The organism is Chryseobacterium indoltheticum (assembly GCF_003815915.1).
In the GTDB taxonomy this organism is placed as follows: Bacteria; Bacteroidota; Bacteroidia; order Flavobacteriales; family Weeksellaceae; genus Chryseobacterium; species Chryseobacterium indoltheticum.
In genome coordinates this window covers 1,099,746-1,125,728 of record NZ_CP033929.1, presented here as the reverse complement: position 1 = coordinate 1,125,728, position 25,983 = coordinate 1,099,746, and the positions used below count along the sequence as shown (strand labels likewise).

Below are 25,983 nucleotides of genomic sequence, written 5' to 3'. Positions count from 1 at the left end.
TAATTTCTTATCCTAAGTCAATGAATCGGAAATCATTCTTGTCTTAGATTTGCAGTATTAAATAACAACAAAAAATAAATACAATGGCTACAAAATGGAATTTAGACCCAGCGCACAGTGAAATTACTTTTAAAGTAAAACACATGATGATCTCTAACATCAAAGGTAATTTTACCAACTTCACTGCAGAAATCGAAGCTGAAGACGATACTTTTGCGAATGCAAAAACTACCGCTACAATTAATGTAGATTCTATCTCTACTCACAATACAGACAGAGATAATCACCTGAAATCTGCAGAATTTTTTAATGCAGAAGCTAATCCTACAATCACTTTTGAGTCTGATGCTCTTAATAATTCTGTGACCGGAAATCTTACGGTAAACGGAGTTACGAAGCCAATTACTTTGGATGTAGACTTCGGAGGAATCAACGTAGATCCTTGGGGAAATACAAAGGCAGGTTTTTCTTTTGAAGGAAAAATCAATAGAAAAGATTTCGGACTTAACTGGAATGCAGCTCTTGAAGCAGGAGGTGTAATGGTAAGCGATGAAGTGAAAATTGCAGGTGAATTGCAGTTTGTAAAACAAGCGTAATTTTAAAATAAATTTCTACAAGCCACAAAACGTGGAATAATGAAATAATTAGTTTTTTAAATCAGAAGGTTCAGGGATTATTATTTAACCTTGAACCTTTTTTAATCTTAATAGAAATGAATCTCAATGATTTACAGAATATAAGCAGCCAGTTTAAAAACTCGCAGAAAATGCCGGTTCTTTTTCTTGGTCACGGTTCTCCGATGAATGCCATTGAAGAAAATCAGTTTGTACAGGGTTTTAGAAATGTTGCGAAGGAAATTCCAAAACCAAATGCTATTTTGTGTATTTCTGCACACTGGTTCACCCGCGGAACAAAAGTTACGGCGATGGATATGCCCAAAACGATTCACGATTTTGGTGGTTTCCCGCAAGCTTTGTTTGATGTACAATATCCTGCTCCCGGAAATCCTGAATTGGCACACGAAGTTGCTGAAATTTTAAATCCAATCGTTGAAGAAGATCACAATTGGGGGCTTGATCATGGAGCTTGGTCGGTAATTAAACACATGTATCCCAATGCTGATATTCCCGTGATTCAGTTGAGTATTGATTATACAAAACCACCGCAATATCATTTTGATCTGGCTAAAAAATTAGAAAAACTGAGAGAAAAAGGTATCTTAATTATCGGCAGCGGAAATATTGTGCATAATCTAAGATTAATTGATTGGCGAAACATTGATACCGTTGGAGCGGGTTGGGACTGGGCAATTGAAGCTCGTGAAAAAACCAACAACTGGCTTCTTGACGGAAATTTTCAGAACCTTATTGATTATCAAAAACAGGGAACTTTTCTGCAATACGCCATTCCTACACCCGATCATTATTTGCCATTGATCTATTCTTTAGGTTTAAAAAATAAATCGGAAGATCTGGTTTTATTTAATGATGATTTAATTGGCGGTTCACTGAGTATGACGAGTGTAAAAATCGGTTAAATTAAATTTCTTTAGCCTTCTTTTTTTATCACTATAAATTTAGTAATATTGTTTACCATGAAAAAAACAGTATTACTTTTCTTAATGATTTGTCCTTTTTATGTGCTTTTTTCACAAACCATAAAAGGTACAGTCGTGAATGATATCGATAAACCGATTGAGAATGTCAACATCTATCTCGACGGAACGAAAACGGGAACGACTTCGGCAGCAGACGGAAGTTTTAATCTGACCTCAAAAAACAATAACAGTCTCGTTTTTCAGAAAGATAATTACGAAACTGTCATCGTAAACACTTCGGATGTTTTAAATAAAAAGCTGAAAGTGGTTTTGATAAAAGCGAAAGAAATCGAAGAAGTTGTGATCATCCCATTTACAGAAACTGCCTATAAAAATTACATCAAATACTTTCTGGATTCTTTTATTGGTTCGGATCAATCTAATGTAAAAATCAAAAATCAACGTTCTCTGAAGTTTTCTTATGATAAAACGAATAAAATTTTAAGAGTAAAAGCTCCACAAACTTTAATTATAGAAAATAAAAACTTAGGTTATCAAATTGACTATAATCTTCAGGATTTTGTTGGTGATTTTGAAAACAAAACGACCCGTTATACAGGAACAAGCTTTTTTAAAGAAACTAAAAATACAGATAAAGTAAAACTCAACAGAATGAATGCCTATGACGGCAGTCAGGTTCATTTTTTCAGAAGTGTTTTTGCAAATAAAGTTGCTGATGAAGGCTTTATTGTGAACCAGATTACCAAGTTTCCGAACTCAAAATATCCTACTGAAGAAGAATTGCAACGGCTCAAAGATTTTACAGAAATGCTTAAATCAAAAGGTACATTAAATATTCCGGAAGACATTTTAGATATTGGTAATCGTAAAAGAAACGAGCAACCTTATAAAATTGGTATTACAAAAACACAGATTCCAGAGACTGATTACACAAAAAAAACAGACAATAAATTATTTTTGGATTATGATTATATGATGCAGATTAATTTCAAAAGGTATTTTTATGAGTTGCAAAAAGGACAGTTTGTAAAAGCTACAATCCCAATCGTAGAAACTTCTTTTCTTCATCCCGAAAGCGACACTTTTGAAATTTACACTAACGGAAATACTTCAAACCCCGGCATGCTGACAAATCAGGGAGAGTTTACCAAAAATAAAATCGAGTTTCTTTTGCCTTTGGATTATCAGTTGGGAGATTGATTACATTTAATCACTAAAATTTTGCACAAAAAAAAATCGGAAGATAAATCCTCCGATTATAATATGTAAGTGCTTCAATTAGATTCTTGTAATTGCAACAACATGTGGTACGCCTTCAATTGGGCTGTAAATTTCTACGATTGCTCCCCAAATAACTTGTGAAGGCGGCATAGATGCGTCACATTTGAAACGGTAATTAGTTCCGTTTACTAATTGTGTAGCTACAAGTTGCGGTGTATATTTTACTCCTACAAATCCTCTCATTGCTTCGTCAAATACTTTTTGATCTTGTGGCGTAAGAGCGTGGTATGCTGTCCATCCTCCTACTAATGATTCTTGTGCTGTTGTCATGGTTAATATTTTGTTTTTTTCCTACTCTTATGGCTTTTCGGATTGCGCCCCGTTTTTTAATGGTTTCTGGTCTCCAAGGTTAAAGTTTTTTTTAATAAAGATTGTTTTAGATATTCTTGAAAATTAATTTATTGATTTTCAATTTTATTTTAAACAATGCTGTTATTTGTTTGTGATCACATGACAAAGCTACTACAGACAAAATATATTTAATAGCGTATAAATACGTATTTTCACTTTTAAGTATAATTACCAAACACTAAATTTTTTTATCAAATTTAATAAACATATATAATTATATAAAATATTTCAACATTAATAACATATTTTAAATATCATATTAAAAATACACAATAAGATTATTCAGGTTAAACTAAAACCATAATTACCGTTGCGAATCATAAAAAAAGTAGCGTCATTTCTTATGACACTACTTTTTAAAATTTTATTTTTATTGTTTTTTAGCTCCTCAAAATATTGTTAAATCTATTGTACAGCTTGTAAAACATTAATATTTCCATATCCGTAATCTGCATTCTTGGTTGGATAATAGGTTGCAGACTGTCTCATTTTATTTAAAACCTGATCTCTCGTCCATGACGGATTTTTAGACCAAACCAAAGCTGCAATACCAGCAGTAGAAGCAGTTGCCACAGAAGAGCCGCCAACATAATCGGTTTGTGCATTGTAATAACTCAATACAGGTATATTATTTCCCGAAGCTCTTTCCATCTGATACGTAAAATCTATTTCGCTTCCAGAATGGCAAACATCACACTTCTGATTTGAAGTATTTTCTTTCACTCCTGTTATTGCCTGTGTTTCTGGCATCCAAGCCGGAAAAATTACGCCAACAAATGTTGTAAAACTTGTAGAAGTTCCACCGGCACAGAAAATAAGTTTTCCTTTAGAATAAGCATATTTTACACCGTCTTCAATTTTTCCAACTGAGAAAATATGCCCCATCGACATTGAAATTATTTTCACACTTGCTGTATTTCCAAGATTGGTAAAGGCGATTTTCACTCCTTCTTGTTCGTGATACCCATCCAAAACAACATTAGAAGCTGCACGATAAGAAATCAAGTTTGCATTATATGCAACACCAACCGGTTGTCCCTGATTATTTCTCGGAGCCGCCATTGCAGAAGCCATGCTCGTTCCGTGGCCGCATTTATCATCCGCTCCGTCATAACCGGAACTCCATGGCCAAACAGAATCTACATACACTCCGTTTTTACTGATCGTTCTTCCCGAAGATGAGCCATTATTAAAACTGCCACTCAACAAACTTTGATTGAAAGAAACTCCTGAATCGATTAATCCGATGGTTACTCCGGCTCCTGTGCTGTAATTCCATGCGCTGGTAATATTATGTTTTGCAAATGACCAAGGTGCTTGTGCATTTGGAGTTACGGTAGTATAATCTGAAGCATTCAGAGCAGTTGATTCTAATCCACAGCCCGAAGAACTTCCACTTGATTTTGCTGCAACACCATTGATTTTATTTTCATTTTCAAAATAACGATAATCTGCAGGCTCGAAATAGCGTATTGATTTCAATTTTCGTAACGCAATCACCGTTTCCTGCTTTTCGATATAAACATCTATTTGATTTAGAAATTCATCAGAAGCCAATAAAACTCTCTTGCTTTTTCCTTCATATTGCTGAATAACATCTAAAATTTCCTGTTGTAAAGCCTCAGAATTAGAAGATTTGCTCCTGTCGAAATCATCTTTTGAATTTCCAAAACCGATTGAAGCAATTTTATTTCCCTGAACAATCCCGCTCCACAAAAAGTGTGAGGAAGCCTCGTTCCACGAAAATTTTCCTTTCATTTTGGTGGTTTCATTGATTTGTTCGTTGATTTGTCTTGCACTCAAAGGATCTGTCTGTACAATTTCTGCTTCAATAGCATTGGTCTGCATGTCTTCTGTGGAACAAGAGCCCAGCGCAAAAACTGCCAATACGTAAAATACACATTTTTTCATACTAAAATATTTAAAATTTGGTACTCCAAGATATTAATTTCTAATGATATAGACATATTAAAATTTTATTTTGAACATAAAAAAGTATGTTATAAATACTTTACAATAATTACAATTTCAAATTTATTTTTCATGATTAAACTTCATCACAAAAGGAATGACTAATCCTCAGATTTAACATAATAATCCCAATCAATAGTAAAAACTTAATACTTAAAGTTATTCTCAAAATGCTACAGTTATCTGAACTTGTTTTCGTAAATTTGTGTTTGAAATTTTTTACTAGATGAAAGAAAGTGCTGTAAAAAAAATTGCAGTTCTTACTTCAGGAGGAGATTCTCCGGGTATGAACGCAGCATTAAGAGCGGTTGTAAGAACCGCAAATTACTATAATATCGAATGTTACGGTGTACGAGAAGGCTACAATGGTCTTATCCACGATGACTTCCTGAAAATGGGGCCTCGTTCCGTAAAAAATATAATCAATCAGGGTGGTACGATTCTTAAATCTGCCCGTTCCGTGGAATTCAGAACCAAAGAAGGTCGTCAGAAGGCTTATGACAATTGCATGAAATATGGAATTGATGCTTTGGTGTGTATTGGCGGTGACGGTACTTTTACCGGAGCTAAAATCTTTAATGAAGAATTTGGCATCAGAGTAATAGGTGTTCCCGGAACGATTGACAATGATATTTTCGGAACCGATAATACCATTGGATACGATACTGCTTTGAACACAGCAATGGATGCGATTGACAAAATCCGTGATACGGCGACTTCTCACAACAGAGTTTTCTTTGTTGAGGTGATGGGTCGTGATGCAGGTTTCATTGCCTTAAACAGTGGTTTGGCAACCGGAGCTTTAGACATTCTTATTCCTGAGAAAAAAGACAGTATGGATGAGTTGTTTGCAACCTTCAGAAATGCTGAAAAAACAGGAAAAGCTTCAAGTATTGTTGTTGTTGCTGAAGGTGAAAAACTTGCAAATATCTACGAACTGGCTGAGCAGACTCAAAAAGAATTCCCTGATTATGATATCCGTGTAGCAATTTTAGGTCACATCCAAAGAGGTGGTTCACCAAGCTGCGCCGATAGAGTTTTGGCGAGCAGACTGGGTTACGGAGCCGTGGTAGGATTAATGGAAGGGCAAACCAATGTAATGGCAGGAATGCGTTCTAACGATATTGTTTATACAGAGATCGAAGAGGCAATCAAAAAACACAACGAAATCAATAGAGATCTTTTATTAATTTCTGAAATTTTAGCAATCTAACTATTTAATATAATTTTTAAAAAAGTAAATCATTATGTCAACAATTAAAGTAGGTATTAACGGTTTTGGTAGAATCGGTCGTCTTGTTTTCAGAGCAATGACAGAGAGAAGCAACATCGAAGTTGTAGGAATCAACGACCTTATCAATGCAGAATACATGGCTTACATGTTAAAATACGATTCTGTACACGGAATTTTCCCTGGAGAAGTTTCTGTAGAAGGTAACGATCTTGTGGTAAACGGAAAGAAAATCAGAGTTACTGCAGAAAAAGACCCAACCAACCTAAAGTGGAACGAAATCGGTGCTGATTATATCGTAGAATCTACAGGTTTATTTTTAGATAAAGAAAGTGCATCAAAGCATATTACTGCAGGTGCAAAAAAAGTAATTCTTTCTGCTCCTTCTAAAGATGATACTCCAATGTTTGTAATGGGTGTAAACCACAAAGAACTTACTGACGATATCAAAATCTTATCAAACGCTTCTTGTACCACAAACTGTTTAGCTCCTTTAGCTAAAGTAATTCACGATAACTTCGGAATCGTAGAAGGTTTAATGACTACTGTACACGCTACAACAGCTACTCAAAAAACTGTTGACGGTCCTTCAATGAAAGACTGGAGAGGTGGTAGAGCTGCTCTAAATAACATCATCCCTTCTTCTACAGGTGCTGCAAAAGCAGTAGGAAAAGTAATCCCTTCATTGAACGGAAAATTAACAGGTATGTCTTTCAGAGTACCAACTGTTGACGTTTCTGTAGTAGATTTAACAGTAAGAATTGAAAAAGCTGCTTCTTATGAAGAAATCTGTGCGGTAATCAAAGCTGCTTCTGAAGGTGAATTGAAAGGTATCCTTGGATACACTGAAGATGCTGTAGTTTCTCAGGATTTCATCGGAGACAAGAGAACTTCAATCTTCGATAAAGATGCAGGAATTATGCTTTCTCCAAACTTTGTAAAACTTGTTTCTTGGTATGACAACGAAATGGGTTACTCAAACAAATTGGTTGATATGTTGATCCATTCTGCTTCTTTGTAATTGATACATTTCAAATTAGATATAAGAAAACCTTCCGGATGGAAGGTTTTTTGTTTAAACTAAAATCTTAAATTTATTTTGCAGGTTCTTGTTTTTTAACTCTTCCAAAGTTATAGGTAATCCCAAAAAAATGGCCAAAAGAAAATTTATTATTTGTAGCAACAGTTCCTTCTGTTCCTAAGTCGTAAGAGATTTCTCCATTAGTTTTATACTGATCCGAAATTCGTGATACCGCACCCATTGTAAGACCTCCGTGTAAAACAAGACGTTCTTCTTTTCCTAAAATTAAACCAAATCCTGTTAATATTTGAAACTTTTGATTTGTAGTAAATAAAGCTCCAATACTCAAAGCAGGGCGCACCCAAGAGCCACCTCTTAAAGATAGATTGATCATTGAGCCAAATCCGAAATCGTAATCTCCTTTTTCTTTGCTATATATAAATTTGTTGTTTCCTGTATCGTCTTTCGTTTCATATTCTTTATCCATTAATGAGGTAAGAAAAACACCCCCACTTATATCAATTTTCAAACCTCCTTTTACCCATATGTTAAAAACATACTTATCAGGAATTGGGTTTGCAACAGACCTATCATAACGTTCTAAAGTAACCTCCACAACATCAATATTTTTACCATTAATATCAATTGGCAGCAGATAATTGTATAATTTCAGCTGATACATTTTCGAAATCTCATTCTTTATTTTTACAGATATAGAGTCTATAGGCTTTTGTTTTTTACTAAAATATTCGGATGTCTCTGGAAAGTTTTCCGCTTCGTTACCTATATTTTGCGATGCAGATAAAAGATTGATGTAAGAAGTATTAAAATTTTTTCGTATAGAATCAAATTTGTTTTTGTCTAAAAAATCCTCTGCTGAAATTTCGACAATATAGGTGTCAACATTTACTTTCAGGTCATTAAAAGATTTTTGCAAAACTTTAGTTGCATTCTTAATGTTGGTTTTATCTTCTTCTTCGTTTGCCGTTTCTTTTCCTTTAATAAAATTTGTTGAAAATTCAGACATAGAATTATGTTCTTGAAATATCGAATCATTGTTCTTTTCCGAATTTTGAGTCATTGCATTTTTAATTGGAACTACTTTTCCGATACTATCTAAAGGATTATAACCTTGTCCTTCATATAAATCTACAAATCTGTGATTGATCACATATTTATACTTGTATGGATTGGCGTTTTTTAGATCGAATGATAATAGCTGATTTGTTTTTATAACCAACTTATTGCTAGAATCTGTAGCAGTTAAAGCATTTTTGGAAGGTTTTCCTAAATTTAATTCGAAAACTTTGGTTTCGATTTGCGCAGACACCATCCCCACCCATCCGAGCAGAAACAGCAATAAAATTTTTGTTCTCATGATTACTTTTGTTTTTTATGGTTAGTTTATAAAAAGCGAAAAAGCAACTACCAAAAATATTGGCAGCCGAGTTTTCAGATATTAGTTTATACAAATATCTGTAATTTTTTAAAGCAAAAATAATTTTACAGATTAATTTTTAGTAAATTCTCAACATAAGCCAATAATACATGAATTTAGTCTAATGTAAGATTTTTTAATGACCAGACTCCGCCATTATATATATTCAGATCTATTTTAGAATTAATCCCATATACAATTCCATTTTCTGTAAACTGCCAAAAGTCCCATTGATCTTCAGGGGATGGTGCCGGAACATCATTGTAATTGGCAAGCCAAATCGGATAATCATCAAATTCTCCTCTCAGAAAGTCTTTGTAATAATGATAATAAGTATAAATAATTGGCTTTACGCCGTATGTTTCCTCGATAATTTTACACCAGACTTTCAGGTCTTCAATCAGCTTTTCGTTAGATTTTGTTTTTGGAATTTTTTCAATGTCTAAAACCGGTGGCAGATCACCACTTTCCAGCTTTACATTATCCAAAAAATTGTTTGCCTGAATCACCGGATCTTCATCAGCCCGGTAAAAATGATATGCTCCACGAATGAGATTATGCTCTTTTGCAGAAGTCCAGAATTCATCAAAATTTTTATCGGCATTTCGGTTTCCCATCGTTGCTCTCATCACCACAAATTCCAATGGAATTGTTTTATTTCCGATGCTCAGACTATCCCATTTTATATCTTCCTTACTTTGATAATGAGAAATGTCGAAACCATACGTTTTATCGAGATTATCTGAGATTATTTTCTGAATTCTTAAAGTTTCGTTTTCACTGTTTTTTAGCTTCTTATGAGTAAATTTATTAAAGTACAGCGCATAATAGTAAGTGATTGATTGCTTAAGATACAAACCTGTTCCGATAAGTGCAATAATCAATATTACCAACACTATTTTTCGTCGCAAAAAATAATTCTTACGTCTCGATTTATGGATGCTTTTGGCAGTTTTTTTGGTGTACTTTCTAGGGCTCATAAAGTTTTGCAAAACTAACTTTTTAAGCCCTAAAATACTAAATAAAATAAGTAAATTTGTGTATTATGGAAACACGCGAAAAGATCATCATTATTGGAGGAGGTTTTGCGGGATTGCAGCTTGCAAAAACGCTGAACAATAAAAATAAAAAAGTAATTGTTCTCGACAGAGTAAACCACCACATGTTCCAGCCACTGTTTTATCAGGTCGCCTGTGGACGAATAGAGCCTTCCAATATTTCTTTTCCTTTCAGAAAAATCTTTCAGCAATCCAGAAATACACAGTTTCGTTTAACCGATGTAAAGTCTATTGATACAGCTAACAATAAGGTCATTACTGACGGCGCAGAATTTACTTACGACAAATTAATCATCGCTACAGGTTGTAAAACCAATTTCTTCGGAAATAAAGATCTTGAAAGCAAAGCTTTCGGAATGAAAAACACCCAGGAGGCGATCGGTATCAGAAATCATGTCTTGATGACTTTCGAAAAACTGATTCTTGAAAAAAGCCGAAGTGATGACGGAAACTGGAATATCGTTATCGTGGGAAGCGGACCAACCGGAGTAGAACTTGCCGGAGCTTTTTCAGAAATGAAAAAAGAAATTCTTCCGCGTGATTATCCTTATATGAATTTTGATCAGCTTCAAATAATTCTTGTAAGTTCTACCGAAAAGCCTCTCGCCGTAATGAGCCCCGAAGCTCAGGAAAAGTCTGAAAAATATTTAAAAGAATTAGGTGTAAAATTTCTCAGTGGCGAAATCGTAACCGATTATGACGGGGATAAAGTATATATGAAAAGCGGCAAAGAAATTCCTTCTAATAACGTGATTTGGGCTGCAGGAGTTACAGGAAATGTCGTTGATGGCTTTCCTTCCGAAAACTTAGTCAGAAATCGATATATTGTTGACCGTTTTAATAAAGTAAAAGGCTACGAAAACATTTACGCAGTCGGAGACATTGCTTACATGGAAACTCCGAAATATCCTCAAGGTCATCCTCAGGTTGCAAATGTTGCCATCAATCAGGCGAAAAATTTAGGCAAAAACTTTTTGAGGAAAAGTAAAAACGAATGGGTAGAATACGAATATAAAGATCAAGGTTCTTTAGCCACAATCGGAAAACACAGAGCCGTTGTAGATTTACCATTTATAAAATTTCAGGGACTTTTTGCGTGGTATTTTTGGATGTTCTTACATTTAATGCTTATTTTGAGCGTCCGAAATAAACTGGCCATATTTTTTAACTGGATGTGGAGCTATTTTAATAAAGATTCATCCTTACGTCTGATTATTTCGCCATCCAAAAAAAATAATACGCAGCAATGAGAATTGACATTATAAGTGTGCTTCCAGAATTAATGGTAAGTCCGTTTCAAACTTCTATTTTAAAAAGAGCAATTGATAAAGGTATTGTAGAAGTACATTTTCATCAGTTAAGAGACTGGTCGATCAACAAACACCGTCAGATTGATGACGAACCGTACGGCGGCGGCGCAGGAATGGTCATGATGATAGAGCCTTTAGACAAATGTATTTCTGAACTTAAGTCTCAAAGAGAATATGACGAAATTATTTATCTGACACCGGATGGGGAAACCTTAAATCAAAAAATTGCCAATACGTTATCGATTAAAAATAATCTGATCTTTTTGTGTGGTCATTACAAAGGAATCGATCAGCGTGTAAGAGATTTGCATATTACCAAAGAAATTTCAATAGGAGATTTCGTTTTGACAGGTGGCGAATTGGCGGCGTGTGTTTTAGCAGATTCTATTATCCGTCTTGTTCCCGGAGTTTTGAATGATGAGCAAAGTGCTTTAACAGACAGTTTCCAGGATGATTTGCTTTCACCACCTATTTATACAAGACCCGAATCTTACAAAGGTCTGGATGTTCCAAAAATACTTTTAAGTGGAAATTTTGCTAAAATTGAAGAATGGAGACATGATCAGGCAATAAAAATCACCACAGAAAAGCGCCCCGATCTTTTAGAATAAAACAAAAACTTATGCAATAAATAGCTTTTGCTGAAAATTTTACATTTTTATTACCTTTCAAAAGAATTCTCACCTGTTTATTTCACATTTATATGTATTAAATTCAATTTATTAATACATGACTTTATTTGAAAATTATATTGTAGATTTACCAATTATTTATCATTATAATAACTAATTATTTTAAAATTTAATTTAATTTAGTCTTTTTTATTAGTCAAATTTTTGATATATTTAATGGTAATTTAGTTTAAAATTTTGCTATAATCAGAAAAATATGTTGATGGAGCTCTTTGCTTTTTACAATGTTGAAAATTTATTTTTGCCCGATCCGCCGCAGATTCATAAGCTTGATCCCACAAGATCAGGACTACGAAACTGGGATGATAGAAAGTACAGAACTAAACTTTCAAAAATTGCACATGTTTTTCGTTTAATAAAGGAAGAAAACGGAGTTTTACCCGCCATTATCGGCTTGTGTGAAATTTCAGGAAAAAAAGTTTTGGAAGATCTTGTGAAACTAGATCCTTTCAGCTCTCAATACGGAATTGTACACTATAATTCTCTCGATGAACGAAAGGTAGACGTTGCTTTGTTATATGACAAGTCTAAAGTTGAAATAATAGATTCTGAAGCCATCACTTTCTTTTTTGAAATTGTAGACAACAGACCCGACAATTATGACACGACGAGGGATGTACTCTTTGCGAAAATAAAATTCAAAGAGGAAATAATGAATGTTTTTGTAGCTCATCTTCCTTCGAAAAGAGAAAAAGACATTAATCAGCCTAAGCGTAATTTCATTATGAATGAAATTAGAAACCGGATCTTAAATATTATTGATAAAGACCATGAACATGTCATTTTGTGCGGCGATTTTAATCAAAACCCGGATGATGAAAATTTAATAAAAATTCTTTACGACAATTCACAGAAAAAGATCTTACACAATCCTTTTCAAAAGCTGTTTTCAACTAAAAAATATTCTACCTTTCATTACAAATCCGGATTACTGTTTGACCAGATCATGCTGTCAGATTCTTTTTTTAAGACCGATGCATCATTATCATTTCAGGATGCAAAAGTTTTTAACCCTGAAAGTATGAGCACTAAAAACAGGGGCTTTGAAGGAAGGCCTTTCAGAACCTATGCGGGAACAAGATATCTCGGTGGCTTTAGCGACCATTTTCCGGTTTTGGTGACTTTTGTAAAAAATTGAATTTAAGTAACACATACTAAGATGAAAAACACAGACGACAATAGCAGCTATCAACTAGATCAGCTAGACAAAGAAATTATTTATATGCTGATGGACAATTCTAAAAGTTCTTTGGCCTATATATCTAAACAAGTAGGGATATCTACCACTGCTGTGCATCAGAGAATCAAGAAGCTCGAATCGGCAGGCGTTATAGAGAATTCTATCTCATTTTTGAACCCACGAAAAATAGGATACAAAGTAGTATCATACATCGGTATGTTTCTTGACCAGCCAAGTCATTATCCTGAAGTGGTAAAATCGCTAAAGGAAGTGAATGAAGTTGTAGAAGCGCATTATACCACAGGAAATTACACTATTTTTCTAAAAGTATTATGCAAAGACAATGATCATTTAATGCAGATTTTAAGCAAACTTCAAAAGCTGAAAGGGGTAACAAGAACAGAAACTTTCATATCTTTGGAACAAGGTATTTACAGACAACTGAAAGTATAATCATGATAAACATTGCTCAATATTTAGATTCAACTTATTTAAAAACTCCACAACAGTCAGGAATTTCTGAACAAGAAACTCTTCAAAAGGTAAAAGATTTAGCTGAGGAAGCTATAGATCATCACATTTTTGCGGTAATGATCCGCCCAGATTATGTAGGCGAAATTAAAAGTTTTTTAAGAGAAAAGAATTCTGATGTTATTGTGGGAACAGTAATTGGTTTTCATGAAGGTACTTATACCATTGATGAAAAATTAACACAAGCTTCTAAAGCAATTGATGATGGGGCAGATGAGCTGGATTTTGTAATTAATTACGAAGCTTATCTTAAAGGAAATTTTGAACTTGTAAAAGATGAGTTTGTAAGATGTACACAACTATGTATTCAACATCAAAAAATTGCTAAATGGATTATTGAAATTGCAGCTTTAACAGATAAACAAATTGCAGACATTACCAAAAATATTTCAACCTGGGCTGAAGAAAATTTTGATAAAAAAGACTTGAAAAATATTTTTGTTAAATCTTCAACAGGTTTTTATCAAACAGAGAACGGAAAGCCAAATGGAGCAACCTTCGAAGGAATCAAAATAATGCTTGATAATGCTGGTAAACTTCCCGTAAAAGCAGCAGGCGGAGTAAGAACACCGGAAGATGCCGAAAAGATGATAAAATTAGGCGTTAAAAGGATTGGAACTTCTTCTGCAACGGCTCTTCTAAAAAATGATTCTGCTTCAGAAGGATATTAACTACACAATTTTTTTAAAAACACAAAACCCATCATTATCTGATGGGTTTATTTTATGCTTGCTGAGCCTGATATTCTGCGTAAAACTCTTTAGTTTCATCAATTACGGCATCCATTTCTTCTAAGCTATATACTTCCAGAAACTTTCTTCTGAAATCTTTAAAATGAGGAACTCCACGGAAATAATTGCTGTAATGCTGTCTCATTTCTATTAATCCCAACTTTTCACCTTTCCATTCAGCACTCCATTCAGCGTGTTGACGCACCGCCAATAATCTGTCTGAAATAGTTGGAGCAGCTAAGTTTTCACCTGTTTTAAAGAAATGTTTTATTTCATTAAAAATCCAAGGATATCCGATAGCAGCACGACCGATCATAATTCCATCGCACGCATATTTATTTTTGTATTCTAAAGCTTTTTCGGGTGAATCTATATCCCCGTTACCAAAAATAGGAATCTCAATATTAGGATTTTGTTTAATTCTTGAAATATGTTCCCAATCTGCTTCCCCTTTATACATTTGTCCACGGGTTCTTGCATGAATAGTCAAAGCCTTGATTCCTGTTTCCTGAAGACGTTCGGCAACTTCATCAATATTGATTGAATTGCTATCCCATCCTAAACGTGTTTTTACCGTTACCGGAAGACTTGTAGAGCTCACCACAGCTTTTGTAAGGCGAACCATCATATCAACATCCTTCAAAACACCTGCTCCGGCACCTTTACAAACAACTTTTTTCACAGGACATCCAAAATTGATATCTACCAAATCAGGATTTACAGTTTCCACAATTCTCGCAGACATTGCCATTGCCTCTTCATCACCACCAAAAATCTGAATTCCCACTGGTCTTTCATAATCGAAAATATCCAGTTTTTTTCGGCTTTTCATTGCATCACGAATTAAGCCTTCAGAAGAAATAAACTCCGAATACATCAAATCTGCACCGTGCATCTTACAAAGACGTCTGTATGGAGGATCACTTACATCTTCCATGGGAGCCAACAAAAGCGGAAATTCCGGCAGTTCTATATTGCCAATTTTAATCATGGTGCAAATTTACGAATTTCTAAACTTTAAACAATTTAATAATATCTATTATGGTGATTCTTAAAAGTATTTAGCGCATACCTTAAATAAATACTTTTTTTAGGAGCTTTATCCGGCTATCCGCTTTTACTCCTCACTCTTTTCTTTGCCAAAGCTAAAACCTTCAACTTTTCCTCTGCGTTGCGGGGTAACCGTTGCTTGTAAATCTATCATACGTTAAAATTATTATTGCTCACTTTTATAAACAAACCAAAACCGAACTGTCGCTCCTACAAAGCTCATTAAATATATCTACTTTTTAACTCGCTACAAAGTTTTCGCTCCTACTGAGCCCAGCCTTTACCTTTACCTTTACCTTTACCTTTACCTTTACCTTTACCTTTACCTTTACCTTTACCTTAACAGTTTTTCTTTGGTGTTAAATAAATATTGATGGTCATCATTTTATTGATTGGAACAACTAACACTTATCACTTATCACTTATCAAAATTACTCATTGCCTATTGCTCATTACCTATTGCCTATTACCTATTACCTATTACCTATTACCTATTGTTCATCATTCAGGTTTAGAGCAAAAAAAAGTCTCATACAAATAATGTATGAGACTTTTAAAAAAAACTGGCGGCGACCTACTCTCCCGCTTTCGCAGTACCATCGGCGCTGGTGGGCTTAACTTCTGTGTTCGGAATGGGAACAGGTGAGCCCCACCGCTAAAACCACCCTAAATATGGTTTAATGTAACAATGTAGTTAATGTAACAGTGTAACAATTGATATTGGTACATTGGTAAACTTTTACATTGCTAAATTATATTTATCGATAAGAATATTCACAAAGAGAGAACCTTGATTGCGCAATTAAGCAGTTGCCAATTAGGCTATAAATCTACGGGTAATTAGTACTACTCGGCTATGCTGTTACCAACTTTACACCTATAGCCTATCAACGTTGTCATCTCCAACGACCCTTAAAAGATGTCTCATCTTGAGGCGAGTTTCGCACTTATATGCTTTCAGTGCTTATCTCTTCCAAACGTAGCTACTCAGCGGTGCTCCTGGCGGAACAACTGATACACCAGAGGTTTGTTCAAATCGGTCCTCTCGTACTAGATTCAAGCCCTCTCAAACATCTAACGCCCGCAATAGATAGAGACCGAACTGTCTCACGACGTTCTGAACCCAGCTCGCGTGCCACTTTAATGGGCGAACAGCCCAACCCTTGGGACCTTCTCCAGCCCCAGGATGTGACGAGCCGACATCGAGGTGCCGAACCTCCCCGTCGATGTGAGCTCTTGGGGGAGACTAGCCTGTTATCCCCGGAGTACCTTTTATCCTATGAGCGATGGCCCTTCCATACGGAACCACCGGATCACTATGTCCTGCTTTCGCACCTGATCGACTTGTAGGTCTCACAGTCAAGCACCCTTATGCCATTACACTCTACGCACGGTTACCAAGCGTGCTGAGGGTACCTTTGAAAGCCTCCGTTACTCTTTTGGAGGCGACCACCCCAGTCAAACTACCCACCACGCAGTGTCCTTCTAAAAGAAGTTAGGCTCCAAGTAAGTAAAGGGTGGTATTTCAACGTTGACTCCACAAACACTAGCGTGCCTGCTTCAAAGTCTCCCACCTATCCTACACATTACTTACTCAAAGTCAATACGAAGTTATAGTAAAGGTTCACAGGGTCTTTTCGTCCCATTGCGGGTACTCGGCATCTTCACCGAGACTACAATTTCACAGAGCTCATGGTTGAGACAGTGCCCAGATCGTTACACCATTCGTGCAGGTCGGAACTTACCCGACAAGGAATTTCGCTACCTTAGGACCGTTATAGTTACGGCCGCCGTTTACTGGGGCTTCAGTCAAACGCTTCGCATTGCTGCTAACGCCCTTCCTTAACCTTCCAGCACCGGGCAGGTGTCAGACCCTATACAGCATCTTTCGATTTAGCAGAGTCCTGTGTTTTTGATAAACAGTCGCCTGGGCCTCTTCACTGCGGCCAGCATTGCTGCTGGCGTCTCTTCTTCCGAAGTTACGAGACTATTTTGCCTAGTTCCTTAACCATGATTCACTCTAGCACCTTAGGATTCTCTCCTCGACTACCTGTGTCGGTTTATGGTACGGGTTGCTTCACTTCGGCTTTTCTTGGAAGCACTTTCCCTGCAGCAGCTTCGCCCGAAGGCTAGGCCTTGACTATTCCGTCAGTCTCCAGCAGGTACGGCACTCCGTCCCCTTTTTAGTGTGAGCAAGTATGGGAATATTAACCCATTGTCCATCCACTACCCCTTTCGGGTTCGCGTTAGGTCCCGACTAACCCTCAGCTGATTAGCATGGCTGAGGAAACCTTAGTCTTTCGGTGAGCGGGTTTCTCGCCCGCTTTATCGTTACTTATGCCTACATTTTCTTTTCTGTACGCTCCACAATATCTCACGATACTGCTTCTGTGCAAACAGAATGCTCCCCTACCAGATACAACCCAACGGTTGTAAATCCATAGCTTCGGTACTCTATTTATGCCCGATTATTATCCATGCCGGACCGCTCGACTAGTGAGCTGTTACGCACTCTTTAAATGAATGGCTGCTTCCAAGCCAACATCCTAGCTGTCAATGCAGTCCAACCGCGTTGCTTCAACTTAATAGAGATTTGGGGACCTTAGCTGTTGGTCTGGGTTCTTTCCCTCTCGGACACGGACCTTAGCACCCGCGCCCTCACTGCCGTGGAACATTTATTAGCATTCGGAGTTTGTCAGGAATTGGTAGGATTTGACTCCCCCGCATCCAATCAGTAGCTCTACCTCTAATAAACTTATACACGACGCTGCACCTAAATGCATTTCGGGGAGTACGAGCTATCTCCCAGTTTGATTGGCCTTTCACCCCTACCCACAGGTCATCCGAAGACTTTTCAACGTCAACCGGTTCGGTCCTCCACTTTGTGTTACCAAAGCTTCAACCTGCCCATGGGTAGATCACAAGGTTTCGCGTCTAATACTACTAACTAAGCGCCCTATTCAGACTCGCTTTCGCTCCGGCTCCGGACCTGAAGTCCTTAACCTCGCTAGTAACATTAACTCGTAGGCTCATTATGCAAAAGGCACGCCGTCACCCAACTTGTGGGCTCCGACCGCTTGTAGGCGTACGGTTTCAGGTTCTATTTCACCCTTCTATTCGAAGTGCTTTTCACCTTTCCTTCACAGTACTTGTTCACTATCGGTCTTTCAGGAGTATTTAGCCTTGGAGGATGGTCCCCCCATATTCAGACAGGATTTCACGTGTCCCGCCCTACTCATTTATCATCTAAATATACCTTTCAAATACGGGGCTATCACCCTCTATGGCTGTTCTTTCCAGAACATTCTTTTAAATATATAAAGACTTTTGGGCTAATCCGCGTTCGCTCGCCACTACTTACGGAATCTCTTCGATTTCTTTTCCTCCGGGTACTTAGATGTTTCAGTTCTCCGGGTTTGCTCTCCTTGCGGAGTGACTGGTCTTCAACCAGACGGGTTGCCCCATTCGGACATCTCGGGATCAATTCGTGTGTGCCAATCCCCCGAGCTTTTCGCAGCTTACCACGTCCTTCTTCGCCTCTGAAAGCCTAGGCATCCGCCATACGCCCTTAACGATTTCTTTCCTAATTATTAATTAGTTCAGTATTTTTGCTTAACATTGCTGTTAAATTATTTTGTAAACTCAAACGCTTAATTGCGCTCGGTTTTCTCTTTGTGATATTTTTACCGTTAATGTCAATGATCTTAATGTCTTTCTGCTTGTCTGATAAATGAATATTTGTTTTGGCTCTATCCATCGTACTTTTAAATCAAACTCGCAAAACTGTGGAGAATAAGGGAGTCGAACCCTTGACCTCCTGCGTGCAAGGCAGGCGCTCTAGCCAGCTGAGCTAATTCCCCCTCTAGTAGTTGTTAGTTGTCGGTGTTTGGTTGTTAGTATTTGGCTTGCGCTTTTCCTAACTCCTAATACCTATAACCTAACTCCTTAATTAGTAGTCTCGGGCAGGCTCGAACTGCCGACCTCTACATTATCAGTGTAGCGCTCTAACCAGCTGAGCTACGAGACTTCATTATTTAGATATTAGAGGCTAGATTTTAGATGTTAGACTAATTTCTAACGACTAACTTCTAATTTCTAATTCTAAAATCTCTCTTCCCTGTTACTAATTTCTAGTGGGTTTTGTATTTTTTTATATATTATATAAGTAATAGGTAATGAGTAATCTTAACGTTCCAATTACTTGGAGCTTTTTACTTCTAACTTTTTCCTTTACTTATATATCAACCAAATAAAAAACTAAAGCATGAACTTTAAGTAAGTACATTGTATCTTGCGATACGTGTTTTGTTTATCGTCTGTAAGACGCTCTAAAATGAGATGTTCCAGCCGCACCTTCCGGTACGGCTACCTTGTTACGACTTAGCCCTAGTTACTTGTTTTACCCTAGGCAGCTCCTGTTACGGTCACCGACTTCAGGTACCCCAAACTTCCATGGCTTGACGGGCGGTGTGTACAAGGCCCGGGAACGTATTCACCGCGCCATGGCTGATGCGCGATTACTAGCGATTCCAGCTTCATAGAGTCGAGTTGCAGACTCCAATCCGAACTGAGACCGGCTTTCGAGATTCGCATCCTATCGCTAGGTAGCTGCCCTCTGTACCGGCCATTGTATTACGTGTGTGGCCCAAGGCGTAAGGGCCGTGATGATTTGACGTCATCCCCACCTTCCTCTCTACTTGCGTAGGCAGTCTCACTAGAGTCCCCAACTGAATGATGGCAACTAGTGACAGGGGTTGCGCTCGTTGCAGGACTTAACCTAACACCTCACGGCACGAGCTGACGACAACCATGCAGCACCTTGAAAATTGTCCGAAGAAAAGTCTATTTCTAAACCTGTCAATTCCCATTTAAGCCTTGGTAAGGTTCCTCGCGTATCATCGAATTAAACCACATAATCCACCGCTTGTGCGGGCCCCCGTCAATTCCTTTGAGTTTCATTCTTGCGAACGTACTCCCCAGGTGGCTAACTTATCACTTTCGCTTAGTCTCTGAATCCGAAAACCCAAAAACGAGTTAGCATCGTTTACGGCGTGGACTACCAGGGTATCTAATCCTGTTCGCTCCCCACGCTTTCGTCCATCAGCGTCAGTTAAAACATAGTGACCTGCCTTCGCAATTGGTGTTCTAAGTAATATCTATGCATTTCACCGCTACACTACTTATTCCAGCCACTTCTACTTTACTCAAGACCTGCAGTATCAATGGCAGTTTCATAGTTAAGCTATGAGATTTCACCACTGACTTACAGATCCGCCTACGGACCCTTTAAACCCAATAAATCCGGATAACGCTTGCACCCTCCGTATTACCGCGGCTGCTGGCACGGAGTTAGCCGGTGCTTATTCGTATAGTACCTTCAGCTTTCCACACGTGGAAAGGTTTATCCCTATACAAAAGAAGTTTACAACCCATAGGGCCGTCGTCCTTCACGCGGGATGGCTGGATCAGGCTCTCACCCATTGTCCAATATTCCTCACTGCTGCCTCCCGTAGGAGTCTGGTCCGTGTCTCAGTACCAGTGTGGGGGATCACCCTCTCAGGCCCCCTAAAGATCACTGACTTGGTAGGCCGTTACCCTACCAACTATCTAATCTTGCGCGTGCCCATCTCTATCCACCGGAGTTTTCAATAATAAGTGATGCCACTCATTATATTATGGGGTATTAATCTTCCTTTCGAAAGGCTATCCCCCTGATAAAGGCAGGTTGCACACGTGTTCCGCACCCGTACGCCGCTCTCAAAGATCCGAAGATCTTCTACCGCTCGGCTTGCATGTGTTAGGCCTCCCGCTAGCGTTCATCCTGAGCCAGGATCAAACTCTCCATTGTATGTTTGTCTGACTCACTCAAAGTTATTTTACGCTTTAGTTTTTCCTTACTTGGTTGTATATTATTTTCAATGATCTCTTCTCTTCCGCTTTTTACGATACCTACATTTTCTGTCGTTTTCAGTACCGATTTGCGTGTGCAAAAGTAAAACTTTATTTCTAATCAGCCAAATGTTTTTTCAAGAAATTTTAAAGTTTTTTGATGACCCTAAATCCTTATTTCCTACATTTGATTTATTCTACTCAGCTCCCGTTTTACCGGACTGCAAAGATACTAATCTTTTTAACTTTACCAAAATTTTATTTCAAAAATTTATAAAGTCTTTATTGATCTCTATCTATCTGTAGATGACATTAGTCTTATCGTTTCCGCCTCTTTAAAAGCTCTTCTGCGCTACCAATCAACTCTCGTTTTTCAGTGGGGCAAATATAAGACGACTTTACTATACAAAGCAAACGAGCAGATGATGAAAAATTGAATTGTGGGGAAATACCTATAGTAAATTACTGTTTTACAATGCTTTTAAGACCATATTATAGTTATCCACATTGAACGAAATAAACTTTTGAACGAAATATGAGGTGCTTTTTATAGGCTTTATGTCGATTTCTTCAAAAAAAAGTGACAATCTTCATAGGACGATATTCAAAATCATTTAGAATTCATTTGTAAATCATCTAACGAAAATTTATTGTGATATGGTGTCGCTCCCATGGAGCGCATAATATAATAATTTTTTTCTACAAAGTTTTCGCTCCTCCGGAGCTTGTACTTATTTAAAAACAACTTGTTTTTATGTAAAGCTTATATTATTTAAAGATAGTAGATATTCTACTTTAAAATCGAATTTTTAATCTTAATGTAAAAACCAAAAGCTTTACTGTAGACTTTCAATGTAGCCCTGATCGCAGCATTGTCTGAGCTCATTTTCTTTGTAAAAAGAAAATAGCGAGTGCGGAGAGCGGGAAATAGCTCCTAAAAAATCATTGAAAGAAAAGTATAGATGATCTTGAAAACACATCTATATATAAGGATGACAAAATCTTATTGTAAGTCTAAAGGCAGAGCTATATTATTTTGTTTCATATACTCAACAAGCTCATTGTATTTGTCTTCGTAATCGTTTGTACTGCATTTATGAGATATGCTGCAGATATCAGACGGTTTTATATCAAGGAGATCTGAAACTTTTGTAAGAATCTCGAGATTGATTTTCACTTTTGAATTTTCTATATCCGAATACGCTTTTTGTGAAATCCCCATTTCAAACGCCATGTATTCCTGGGTAAGGTCACGGTCACGTCTTATTTTTCTAATAGTTTGTCCACAAATTTTCATCACACAATAGCTTTAGTAGTTTTCGGTATATTTTAGAAGTATATCTAATAGCCTCAGACAAAGTTAGTAAATACCTTTGTCAAAACATTACACAAGCAGCATGATATTTATTTTCAGGCTCTCAAAAACCTTTATGTAAGGGAGATTCTGTAAAAAAATATTGTTCGCTGCGAGACACAAGACTTATGGAGACGCAAAAATTTAATTATGACAATAATATTGTCAGAGCATTCCTCTATGCTACTATCGTATTCGGAATTATCGGTTTTATTTTAGGTTTAACTGCCGCTTTGATGCTTTTTTATCCTGAATTGCCTGAATTTTTATTTGGTACTGATGATACAACCATTCAGAGTTTAAGAAGTGGTAATATTCAGGGATTAGTCAATTCTCAGGGTGCGTTAGGATTTGGTAGAATCAGAATGCTTCATACGAGTGCGGTGATTTTCGCTTTTGTCTGTAATTCATTCTTCTGCGGTGCTTATTACAGTATGCAGCGACTTTTGAAAACCAGAATGTACAGCGATACGCTTTCATGGATCCATTTCTGGACATGGCAAATTATGATTATTGCTGTTGTGATTACCTTTTTAATGGGAATCAACACTTCAAAAGAATATGCTGAACACGAATGGCCAATCGATATTTTGATTACTTTCTCTTGGGTAATTTTCGGAATCAATATGTTTGGAACGATTGCCAAAAGAAGAGTGCGTCATTTATATGTAGCGATTTGGTTTTATATTGCTACATGGATTGCGGTTGCAATGCTTCATATATTCAACAACCTCGAAGTCCCATTATCATTTACAAGCTGGAAATCATATTCTGCTTATGCAGGCGTGAAAGACGCATTGGTACAATGGTGGTACGGTCATAATGCGGTTGCATTCGTCTTGACAACACCGGTTTTAGGTTTAATGTATTATTTTATGCCTAAAGCTGCCAACAGACCTGTATTTTCATATAAACTTTCAATTATTCACTTCTGGTCGTTGATCTTCGTCTATCTTTGGGCAGGACCTCATCATCTTCAATATACGGCTTTACCAGCATGGGCTCAAGCCGTGGGAACAGGTTTCTCAATCATGCTGATTGCTCCATCTTGGGGTGGAATGCTGAATGGATTATTAACTTTAAGAGGAGCCTGGGATAAAGTAAGAGAAAATCCTATTCTAAAATTCTTTGTCGTTGCGGTTACCTGTTACGGAATGGCAACCTTCGAAGGACCACTTTTAGCAACAAAATCTTTAAATAAAATCGGACATTATACCGACTGGGTAATTGGTCACGTTCACTTGGGTGCTTTAGGATGGAATGGTTTCATGGCATTTGGAGTTATCTATTATTTGATTCCGATTATGTGGAAAACCGAACTTTGGTCTAAAAAATTAGCCAACTGGCACTTCTGGCTGGGAACTTTAGGAATTATTTTCTACGCTGTACCCATGTATATCGCTGGATTTACGCAAGGTTTGATGTGGAAACAATTCAATCCGGACGGAACTTTATTGTGGAAAAACTGGCTAGACACAGTAACAGCAATCATTCCTTACTTTAAAATGAGATTCTTAGGCGGATTATTTTATCTGAGTGGAGCGATTTTAATGGTTGTCAATGTTTACAAAACAATCAAAGCCGGATCATTCCAGAAAAATGTTCCTGCAGAAGCACCAGCTTTAGCAAATGTTGGTTCAAACAGAAAAGAAGGCGAAGGTGTACATCTTTGGCTGGAAAGAACTCCTCATCTATTATCAATATTAGCTTTTGTAGCAATTGCAATCGGTGGATTGGTTGAAATTGTTCCTACGCTAACTGTAAAAAGCAACTTGCCAACAATATCTGCTGTGAAACCTTATTCACCGTTAGAACTTGAAGGTAGAGATCTCTATGTAAGAGAAGGCTGTAATTCATGCCACTCACAAATGATAAGACCATTCCGTGATGAAGTAACACGATTTGACGGCAAAAACGGGCAGTATTCTAAAGCCGGGGAATTCGTTTATGACAGACCATTCCTTTGGGGATCAAAAAGAACAGGTCCCGATCTTCACAGAGAAGGTGCAAGAAACCCAGATTCATGGCACTTAAAACATATGTACAACCCAAGAATTACTTCTGCAGGTTCTATTATGCCACGTTTCCCTTGGTTAATTACCAATAAACTGGATCGTTCTCAAATGATTGATAAAATGAAACTGATGAAAAATACTTTTGATGTTCCGTACACCAAAGCACAGATAGACTCAGCTGATCGATGGGCAAATAATCAGTCACAAGCGATTGTAAAAAGAATTTATTCTGAAGCTACCGATGTAAAAGACCAAATGGATAAAGAGAAAATTGCCAAAGGAAACAATTTTGTACCAATGGAACAAAGAGAAATCATCGCAATGATTGCCTATCTGCAAAGATTAGGAACCGACATCAAAACGACAGACATTAAGACAGCAAGTGTAGATTAATTTTAAATATCAATTAAAATGAAAACAAGAACCCCCATATCTATATATATAGCAATAACGATTGGTATTACTATAATGGCGTTCGAAATGTTCGCACAAGATGCCAATTATTTTTCTACTCCTTTCTTTTGGGCATTGCTGATCATCATTACGATTTTATTGCTCATTATGAATTCTATCGGTGATTTGGTAGAAAATGAAAGATTCGCAAGACTCACCGATGAAGAAAAGAAGGAGTATATCACTAACAATGCAACTCCATATTTCCAGAAGCTTTGGAACTCGGCTTTCAAAAAACAATCACAGTCTGAAGAAAAAGATATTCTGATCGATCACGGTTTCGACGGGATTACCGAGCTCGACAACTCTTTACCCAAATGGTGGATTGGTCTCTTTTATTTCGGAATGATATTCTGCGCAGTCTATCTTATTGCTTTTGCCTTTACAGATTATGCTCATCCTGAAGCGGAATATGACAGAGAAGCCAAATTACAGTTGGCATCTATTGCAGAATACGAAAAAAATGCTCCGCCTATTAATTTGGAAACTGCAAAATACAGCGCAGATTATATTGCAGAAGGTGAGCAACTTTTTAAAACCAATTGTGTAACCTGTCACGCAGACGGAGGAAAAGGCGGCATCGGACCAAATCTTACCGATACACACTGGATCAACATCAAAGAGAAAAGTTTGTTTAAAAATGTCTTCTGGATGCTCGAAAACGGTTCTCCAAATAATCCTACAATGCGACCTTTCATTACAGAAGGAACCATTACAGGAAGAGATGCAGAAAAAATCGCATCCTATATTTATCACATCAATCAGGAGAAATCTCCCATCACAGAAAAACAGGGTGGCGCAGCGCCTCAAGGTGAATCTGTAAAATGGCAAGAATAATTAACTCATCTAAATATATATAAACTATGAAT

The 25,983-nt window shown here is 37.1% G+C and carries 18 protein-coding genes, 2 tRNA genes and 3 rRNA genes; 12 read left to right on the top strand and 11 right to left on the bottom strand.

Going from position 1 to position 25,983, the window contains the following annotated elements:
* The first annotated feature begins 83 nt into the window (after positions 1-83).
* The 3 genes from EG358_RS05180 (at position 84) to EG358_RS05170 (ending at position 2,758) form a co-directional block, all read left to right on the top strand.
* Positions 84-596, top strand: coding sequence for a YceI family protein (locus tag EG358_RS05180; RefSeq protein ID WP_076563006.1), 513 nt, complete (start codon positions 84-86; stop codon positions 594-596).
* A gap of 116 nt (positions 597-712) precedes the next feature.
* Positions 713-1,537 carry a 4,5-DOPA-extradiol-dioxygenase gene (ygiD, locus tag EG358_RS05175; RefSeq protein ID WP_076563004.1) on the top strand — a complete coding sequence of 275 codons (825 nt, stop codon included), beginning with the start codon at positions 713-715 and terminating at the stop codon, positions 1,535-1,537.
* 57 nt (positions 1,538-1,594) lie between these two features.
* Complete coding sequence (locus EG358_RS05170) at positions 1,595-2,758, top strand: carboxypeptidase-like regulatory domain-containing protein (RefSeq protein ID WP_076563001.1); 1,164 nt, start codon at positions 1,595-1,597, stop codon at positions 2,756-2,758.
* A gap of 78 nt (positions 2,759-2,836) precedes the next feature.
* Here EG358_RS05170 and EG358_RS05165 read toward each other — a convergent pair whose 3' ends face one another.
* Both EG358_RS05165 and EG358_RS05160 read right to left on the bottom strand, forming a co-directional pair.
* Entirely contained in the window at positions 2,837-3,109 is a 273-nt protein-coding gene (locus EG358_RS05165) for a hypothetical protein (RefSeq protein ID WP_076562999.1), read from the bottom strand.
* Positions 3,110-3,595: 486 nt separating this feature from the next.
* Complete coding sequence (locus EG358_RS05160) at positions 3,596-5,101, bottom strand: S8 family peptidase (RefSeq protein ID WP_076562997.1); 1,506 nt, start codon at positions 5,099-5,101, stop codon at positions 3,596-3,598.
* A gap of 286 nt (positions 5,102-5,387) precedes the next feature.
* Here EG358_RS05160 and pfkA point away from each other — a divergent pair, with 286 nt between their 5' ends.
* Positions 5,388-6,374 (top strand): 6-phosphofructokinase, encoded by a 987-nt coding sequence (gene pfkA / locus EG358_RS05155; RefSeq protein WP_076562995.1) that lies wholly within the window; start codon positions 5,388-5,390, stop codon positions 6,372-6,374.
* 34 nt (positions 6,375-6,408) lie between these two features.
* Positions 6,409-7,413, top strand: a complete 1,005-nt coding sequence (gene gap, locus EG358_RS05150; RefSeq protein ID WP_076562993.1) for a type I glyceraldehyde-3-phosphate dehydrogenase — start codon at positions 6,409-6,411, stop codon at positions 7,411-7,413.
* 73 nt (positions 7,414-7,486) lie between these two features.
* Here gap and EG358_RS05145 read toward each other — a convergent pair whose 3' ends face one another.
* Positions 7,487-8,791, bottom strand: a complete 1,305-nt coding sequence (locus EG358_RS05145) for a hypothetical protein (protein ID WP_076562991.1) — start codon at positions 8,789-8,791, stop codon at positions 7,487-7,489.
* 176 nt (positions 8,792-8,967) lie between these two features.
* Entirely contained in the window at positions 8,968-9,831 is an 864-nt protein-coding gene (locus EG358_RS05140) for a glycoside hydrolase family 25 protein (RefSeq protein WP_083677111.1), read from the bottom strand.
* Between the two features lie 65 nt (positions 9,832-9,896).
* Between EG358_RS05140 and EG358_RS05135 the strand changes: the two genes are divergently transcribed.
* The 5 genes from EG358_RS05135 (at position 9,897) to deoC (ending at position 14,293) form a co-directional block, all read left to right on the top strand.
* Positions 9,897-11,159: an NAD(P)/FAD-dependent oxidoreductase gene (locus EG358_RS05135; RefSeq protein WP_076562987.1), complete on the top strand. Its 1,263-nt coding sequence runs from the start codon at positions 9,897-9,899 to the stop codon at positions 11,157-11,159.
* Positions 11,156-11,830, top strand: a complete 675-nt coding sequence (trmD, locus tag EG358_RS05130; RefSeq protein ID WP_076562985.1) for a tRNA (guanosine(37)-N1)-methyltransferase TrmD — start codon at positions 11,156-11,158, stop codon at positions 11,828-11,830. Before EG358_RS05135 ends, trmD begins: the two co-directional genes overlap by 4 nt.
* A gap of 283 nt (positions 11,831-12,113) precedes the next feature.
* Complete coding sequence (locus EG358_RS05125) at positions 12,114-13,049, top strand: endonuclease/exonuclease/phosphatase family protein (protein WP_083677112.1); 936 nt, start codon at positions 12,114-12,116, stop codon at positions 13,047-13,049.
* Between the two features lie 21 nt (positions 13,050-13,070).
* Positions 13,071-13,544 (top strand): Lrp/AsnC ligand binding domain-containing protein, encoded by a 474-nt coding sequence (locus EG358_RS05120; RefSeq protein ID WP_076562981.1) that lies wholly within the window; start codon positions 13,071-13,073, stop codon positions 13,542-13,544.
* Between the two features lie 2 nt (positions 13,545-13,546).
* Complete coding sequence (deoC, locus tag EG358_RS05115; RefSeq protein ID WP_076562979.1) at positions 13,547-14,293, top strand: deoxyribose-phosphate aldolase; 747 nt, start codon at positions 13,547-13,549, stop codon at positions 14,291-14,293.
* 52 nt (positions 14,294-14,345) lie between these two features.
* On the opposite strand, the gene dusB is transcribed toward deoC, so the two are convergent.
* The 7 genes from dusB to EG358_RS05080 form a co-directional block, all read right to left on the bottom strand.
* Positions 14,346-15,344: a tRNA dihydrouridine synthase DusB gene (gene dusB / locus EG358_RS05110; RefSeq protein WP_076562977.1), complete on the bottom strand. Its 999-nt coding sequence runs from the start codon at positions 15,342-15,344 to the stop codon at positions 14,346-14,348.
* A 620-nt stretch (positions 15,345-15,964) separates the two neighbouring features.
* A 5S ribosomal RNA gene (gene rrf, locus EG358_RS05105) occupies positions 15,965-16,072 on the bottom strand.
* Between the two features lie 151 nt (positions 16,073-16,223).
* Positions 16,224-18,985: ribosomal RNA gene (locus EG358_RS05100) — 23S ribosomal RNA — on the bottom strand.
* Positions 18,986-19,189: 204 nt separating this feature from the next.
* Positions 19,190-19,263 (bottom strand) — tRNA-Ala (locus EG358_RS05095).
* Between the two features lie 93 nt (positions 19,264-19,356).
* A tRNA-Ile gene (locus EG358_RS05090) sits at positions 19,357-19,430 on the bottom strand.
* Positions 19,431-19,734: 304 nt separating this feature from the next.
* Positions 19,735-21,251: ribosomal RNA gene (locus EG358_RS05085) — 16S ribosomal RNA — on the bottom strand.
* Together the 16S, 23S and 5S rRNA genes with 2 tRNA genes alongside form the textbook arrangement of a ribosomal RNA operon.
* Positions 21,252-22,295: 1,044 nt before the next feature.
* Positions 22,296-22,589 carry a helix-turn-helix domain-containing protein gene (locus EG358_RS05080; RefSeq protein WP_076558021.1) on the bottom strand — a complete coding sequence of 98 codons (294 nt, stop codon included), beginning with the start codon at positions 22,587-22,589 and terminating at the stop codon, positions 22,296-22,298.
* A gap of 185 nt (positions 22,590-22,774) precedes the next feature.
* On the opposite strand from EG358_RS05080, the gene ccoN reads away from it, so the two are divergent.
* The gene (gene ccoN / locus EG358_RS05075) at positions 22,775-25,054 is read left to right on the top strand and encodes a cytochrome-c oxidase, cbb3-type subunit I (protein WP_076558020.1); all 2,280 of its coding nucleotides are present in this window, start codon (positions 22,775-22,777) and stop codon (positions 25,052-25,054) included.
* An 18-nt stretch (positions 25,055-25,072) separates the two neighbouring features.
* On the top strand, positions 25,073-25,951 hold the full coding sequence (locus EG358_RS05070; RefSeq protein WP_076558019.1) for a cbb3-type cytochrome c oxidase N-terminal domain-containing protein: 879 nt from the start codon (positions 25,073-25,075) through the stop codon (positions 25,949-25,951).
* Positions 25,952-25,983: the final 32 nt, after the last annotated feature.

What these genes read in the sequence shown, in the direction of transcription:
- EG358_RS05180 (WP_076563006.1), top strand. Translation starts at nt 84, where the DNA reads ATGGCTACAAAATGGAATTTAGACCCAGCGCACAGTGAAATTACTTTT.
- ygiD (WP_076563004.1), top strand. Translation starts at nt 713, where the DNA reads ATGAATCTCAATGATTTACAGAATATAAGCAGCCAGTTTAAAAACTCG.
- EG358_RS05170 (WP_076563001.1), top strand. Translation starts at nt 1,595, where the DNA reads ATGAAAAAAACAGTATTACTTTTCTTAATGATTTGTCCTTTTTATGTG.
- EG358_RS05165 (WP_076562999.1), bottom strand. Translation starts at nt 3,109, where the DNA reads ATGACAACAGCACAAGAATCATTAGTAGGAGGATGGACAGCATACCAC.
- EG358_RS05160 (WP_076562997.1), bottom strand. Translation starts at nt 5,101, where the DNA reads ATGAAAAAATGTGTATTTTACGTATTGGCAGTTTTTGCGCTGGGCTCT.
- pfkA (WP_076562995.1), top strand. Translation starts at nt 5,388, where the DNA reads ATGAAAGAAAGTGCTGTAAAAAAAATTGCAGTTCTTACTTCAGGAGGA.
- gap (WP_076562993.1), top strand. Translation starts at nt 6,409, where the DNA reads ATGTCAACAATTAAAGTAGGTATTAACGGTTTTGGTAGAATCGGTCGT.
- EG358_RS05145 (WP_076562991.1), bottom strand. Translation starts at nt 8,791, where the DNA reads ATGAGAACAAAAATTTTATTGCTGTTTCTGCTCGGATGGGTGGGGATG.
- EG358_RS05140 (WP_083677111.1), bottom strand. Translation starts at nt 9,831, where the DNA reads ATGAGCCCTAGAAAGTACACCAAAAAAACTGCCAAAAGCATCCATAAA.
- EG358_RS05135 (WP_076562987.1), top strand. Translation starts at nt 9,897, where the DNA reads ATGGAAACACGCGAAAAGATCATCATTATTGGAGGAGGTTTTGCGGGA.
- trmD (WP_076562985.1), top strand. Translation starts at nt 11,156, where the DNA reads ATGAGAATTGACATTATAAGTGTGCTTCCAGAATTAATGGTAAGTCCG.
- EG358_RS05125 (WP_083677112.1), top strand. Translation starts at nt 12,114, where the DNA reads ATGGAGCTCTTTGCTTTTTACAATGTTGAAAATTTATTTTTGCCCGAT.
- EG358_RS05120 (WP_076562981.1), top strand. Translation starts at nt 13,071, where the DNA reads ATGAAAAACACAGACGACAATAGCAGCTATCAACTAGATCAGCTAGAC.
- deoC (WP_076562979.1), top strand. Translation starts at nt 13,547, where the DNA reads ATGATAAACATTGCTCAATATTTAGATTCAACTTATTTAAAAACTCCA.
- dusB (WP_076562977.1), bottom strand. Translation starts at nt 15,344, where the DNA reads ATGATTAAAATTGGCAATATAGAACTGCCGGAATTTCCGCTTTTGTTG.
- EG358_RS05080 (WP_076558021.1), bottom strand. Translation starts at nt 22,589, where the DNA reads ATGAAAATTTGTGGACAAACTATTAGAAAAATAAGACGTGACCGTGAC.
- ccoN (WP_076558020.1), top strand. Translation starts at nt 22,775, where the DNA reads ATGGAGACGCAAAAATTTAATTATGACAATAATATTGTCAGAGCATTC.
- EG358_RS05070 (WP_076558019.1), top strand. Translation starts at nt 25,073, where the DNA reads ATGAAAACAAGAACCCCCATATCTATATATATAGCAATAACGATTGGT.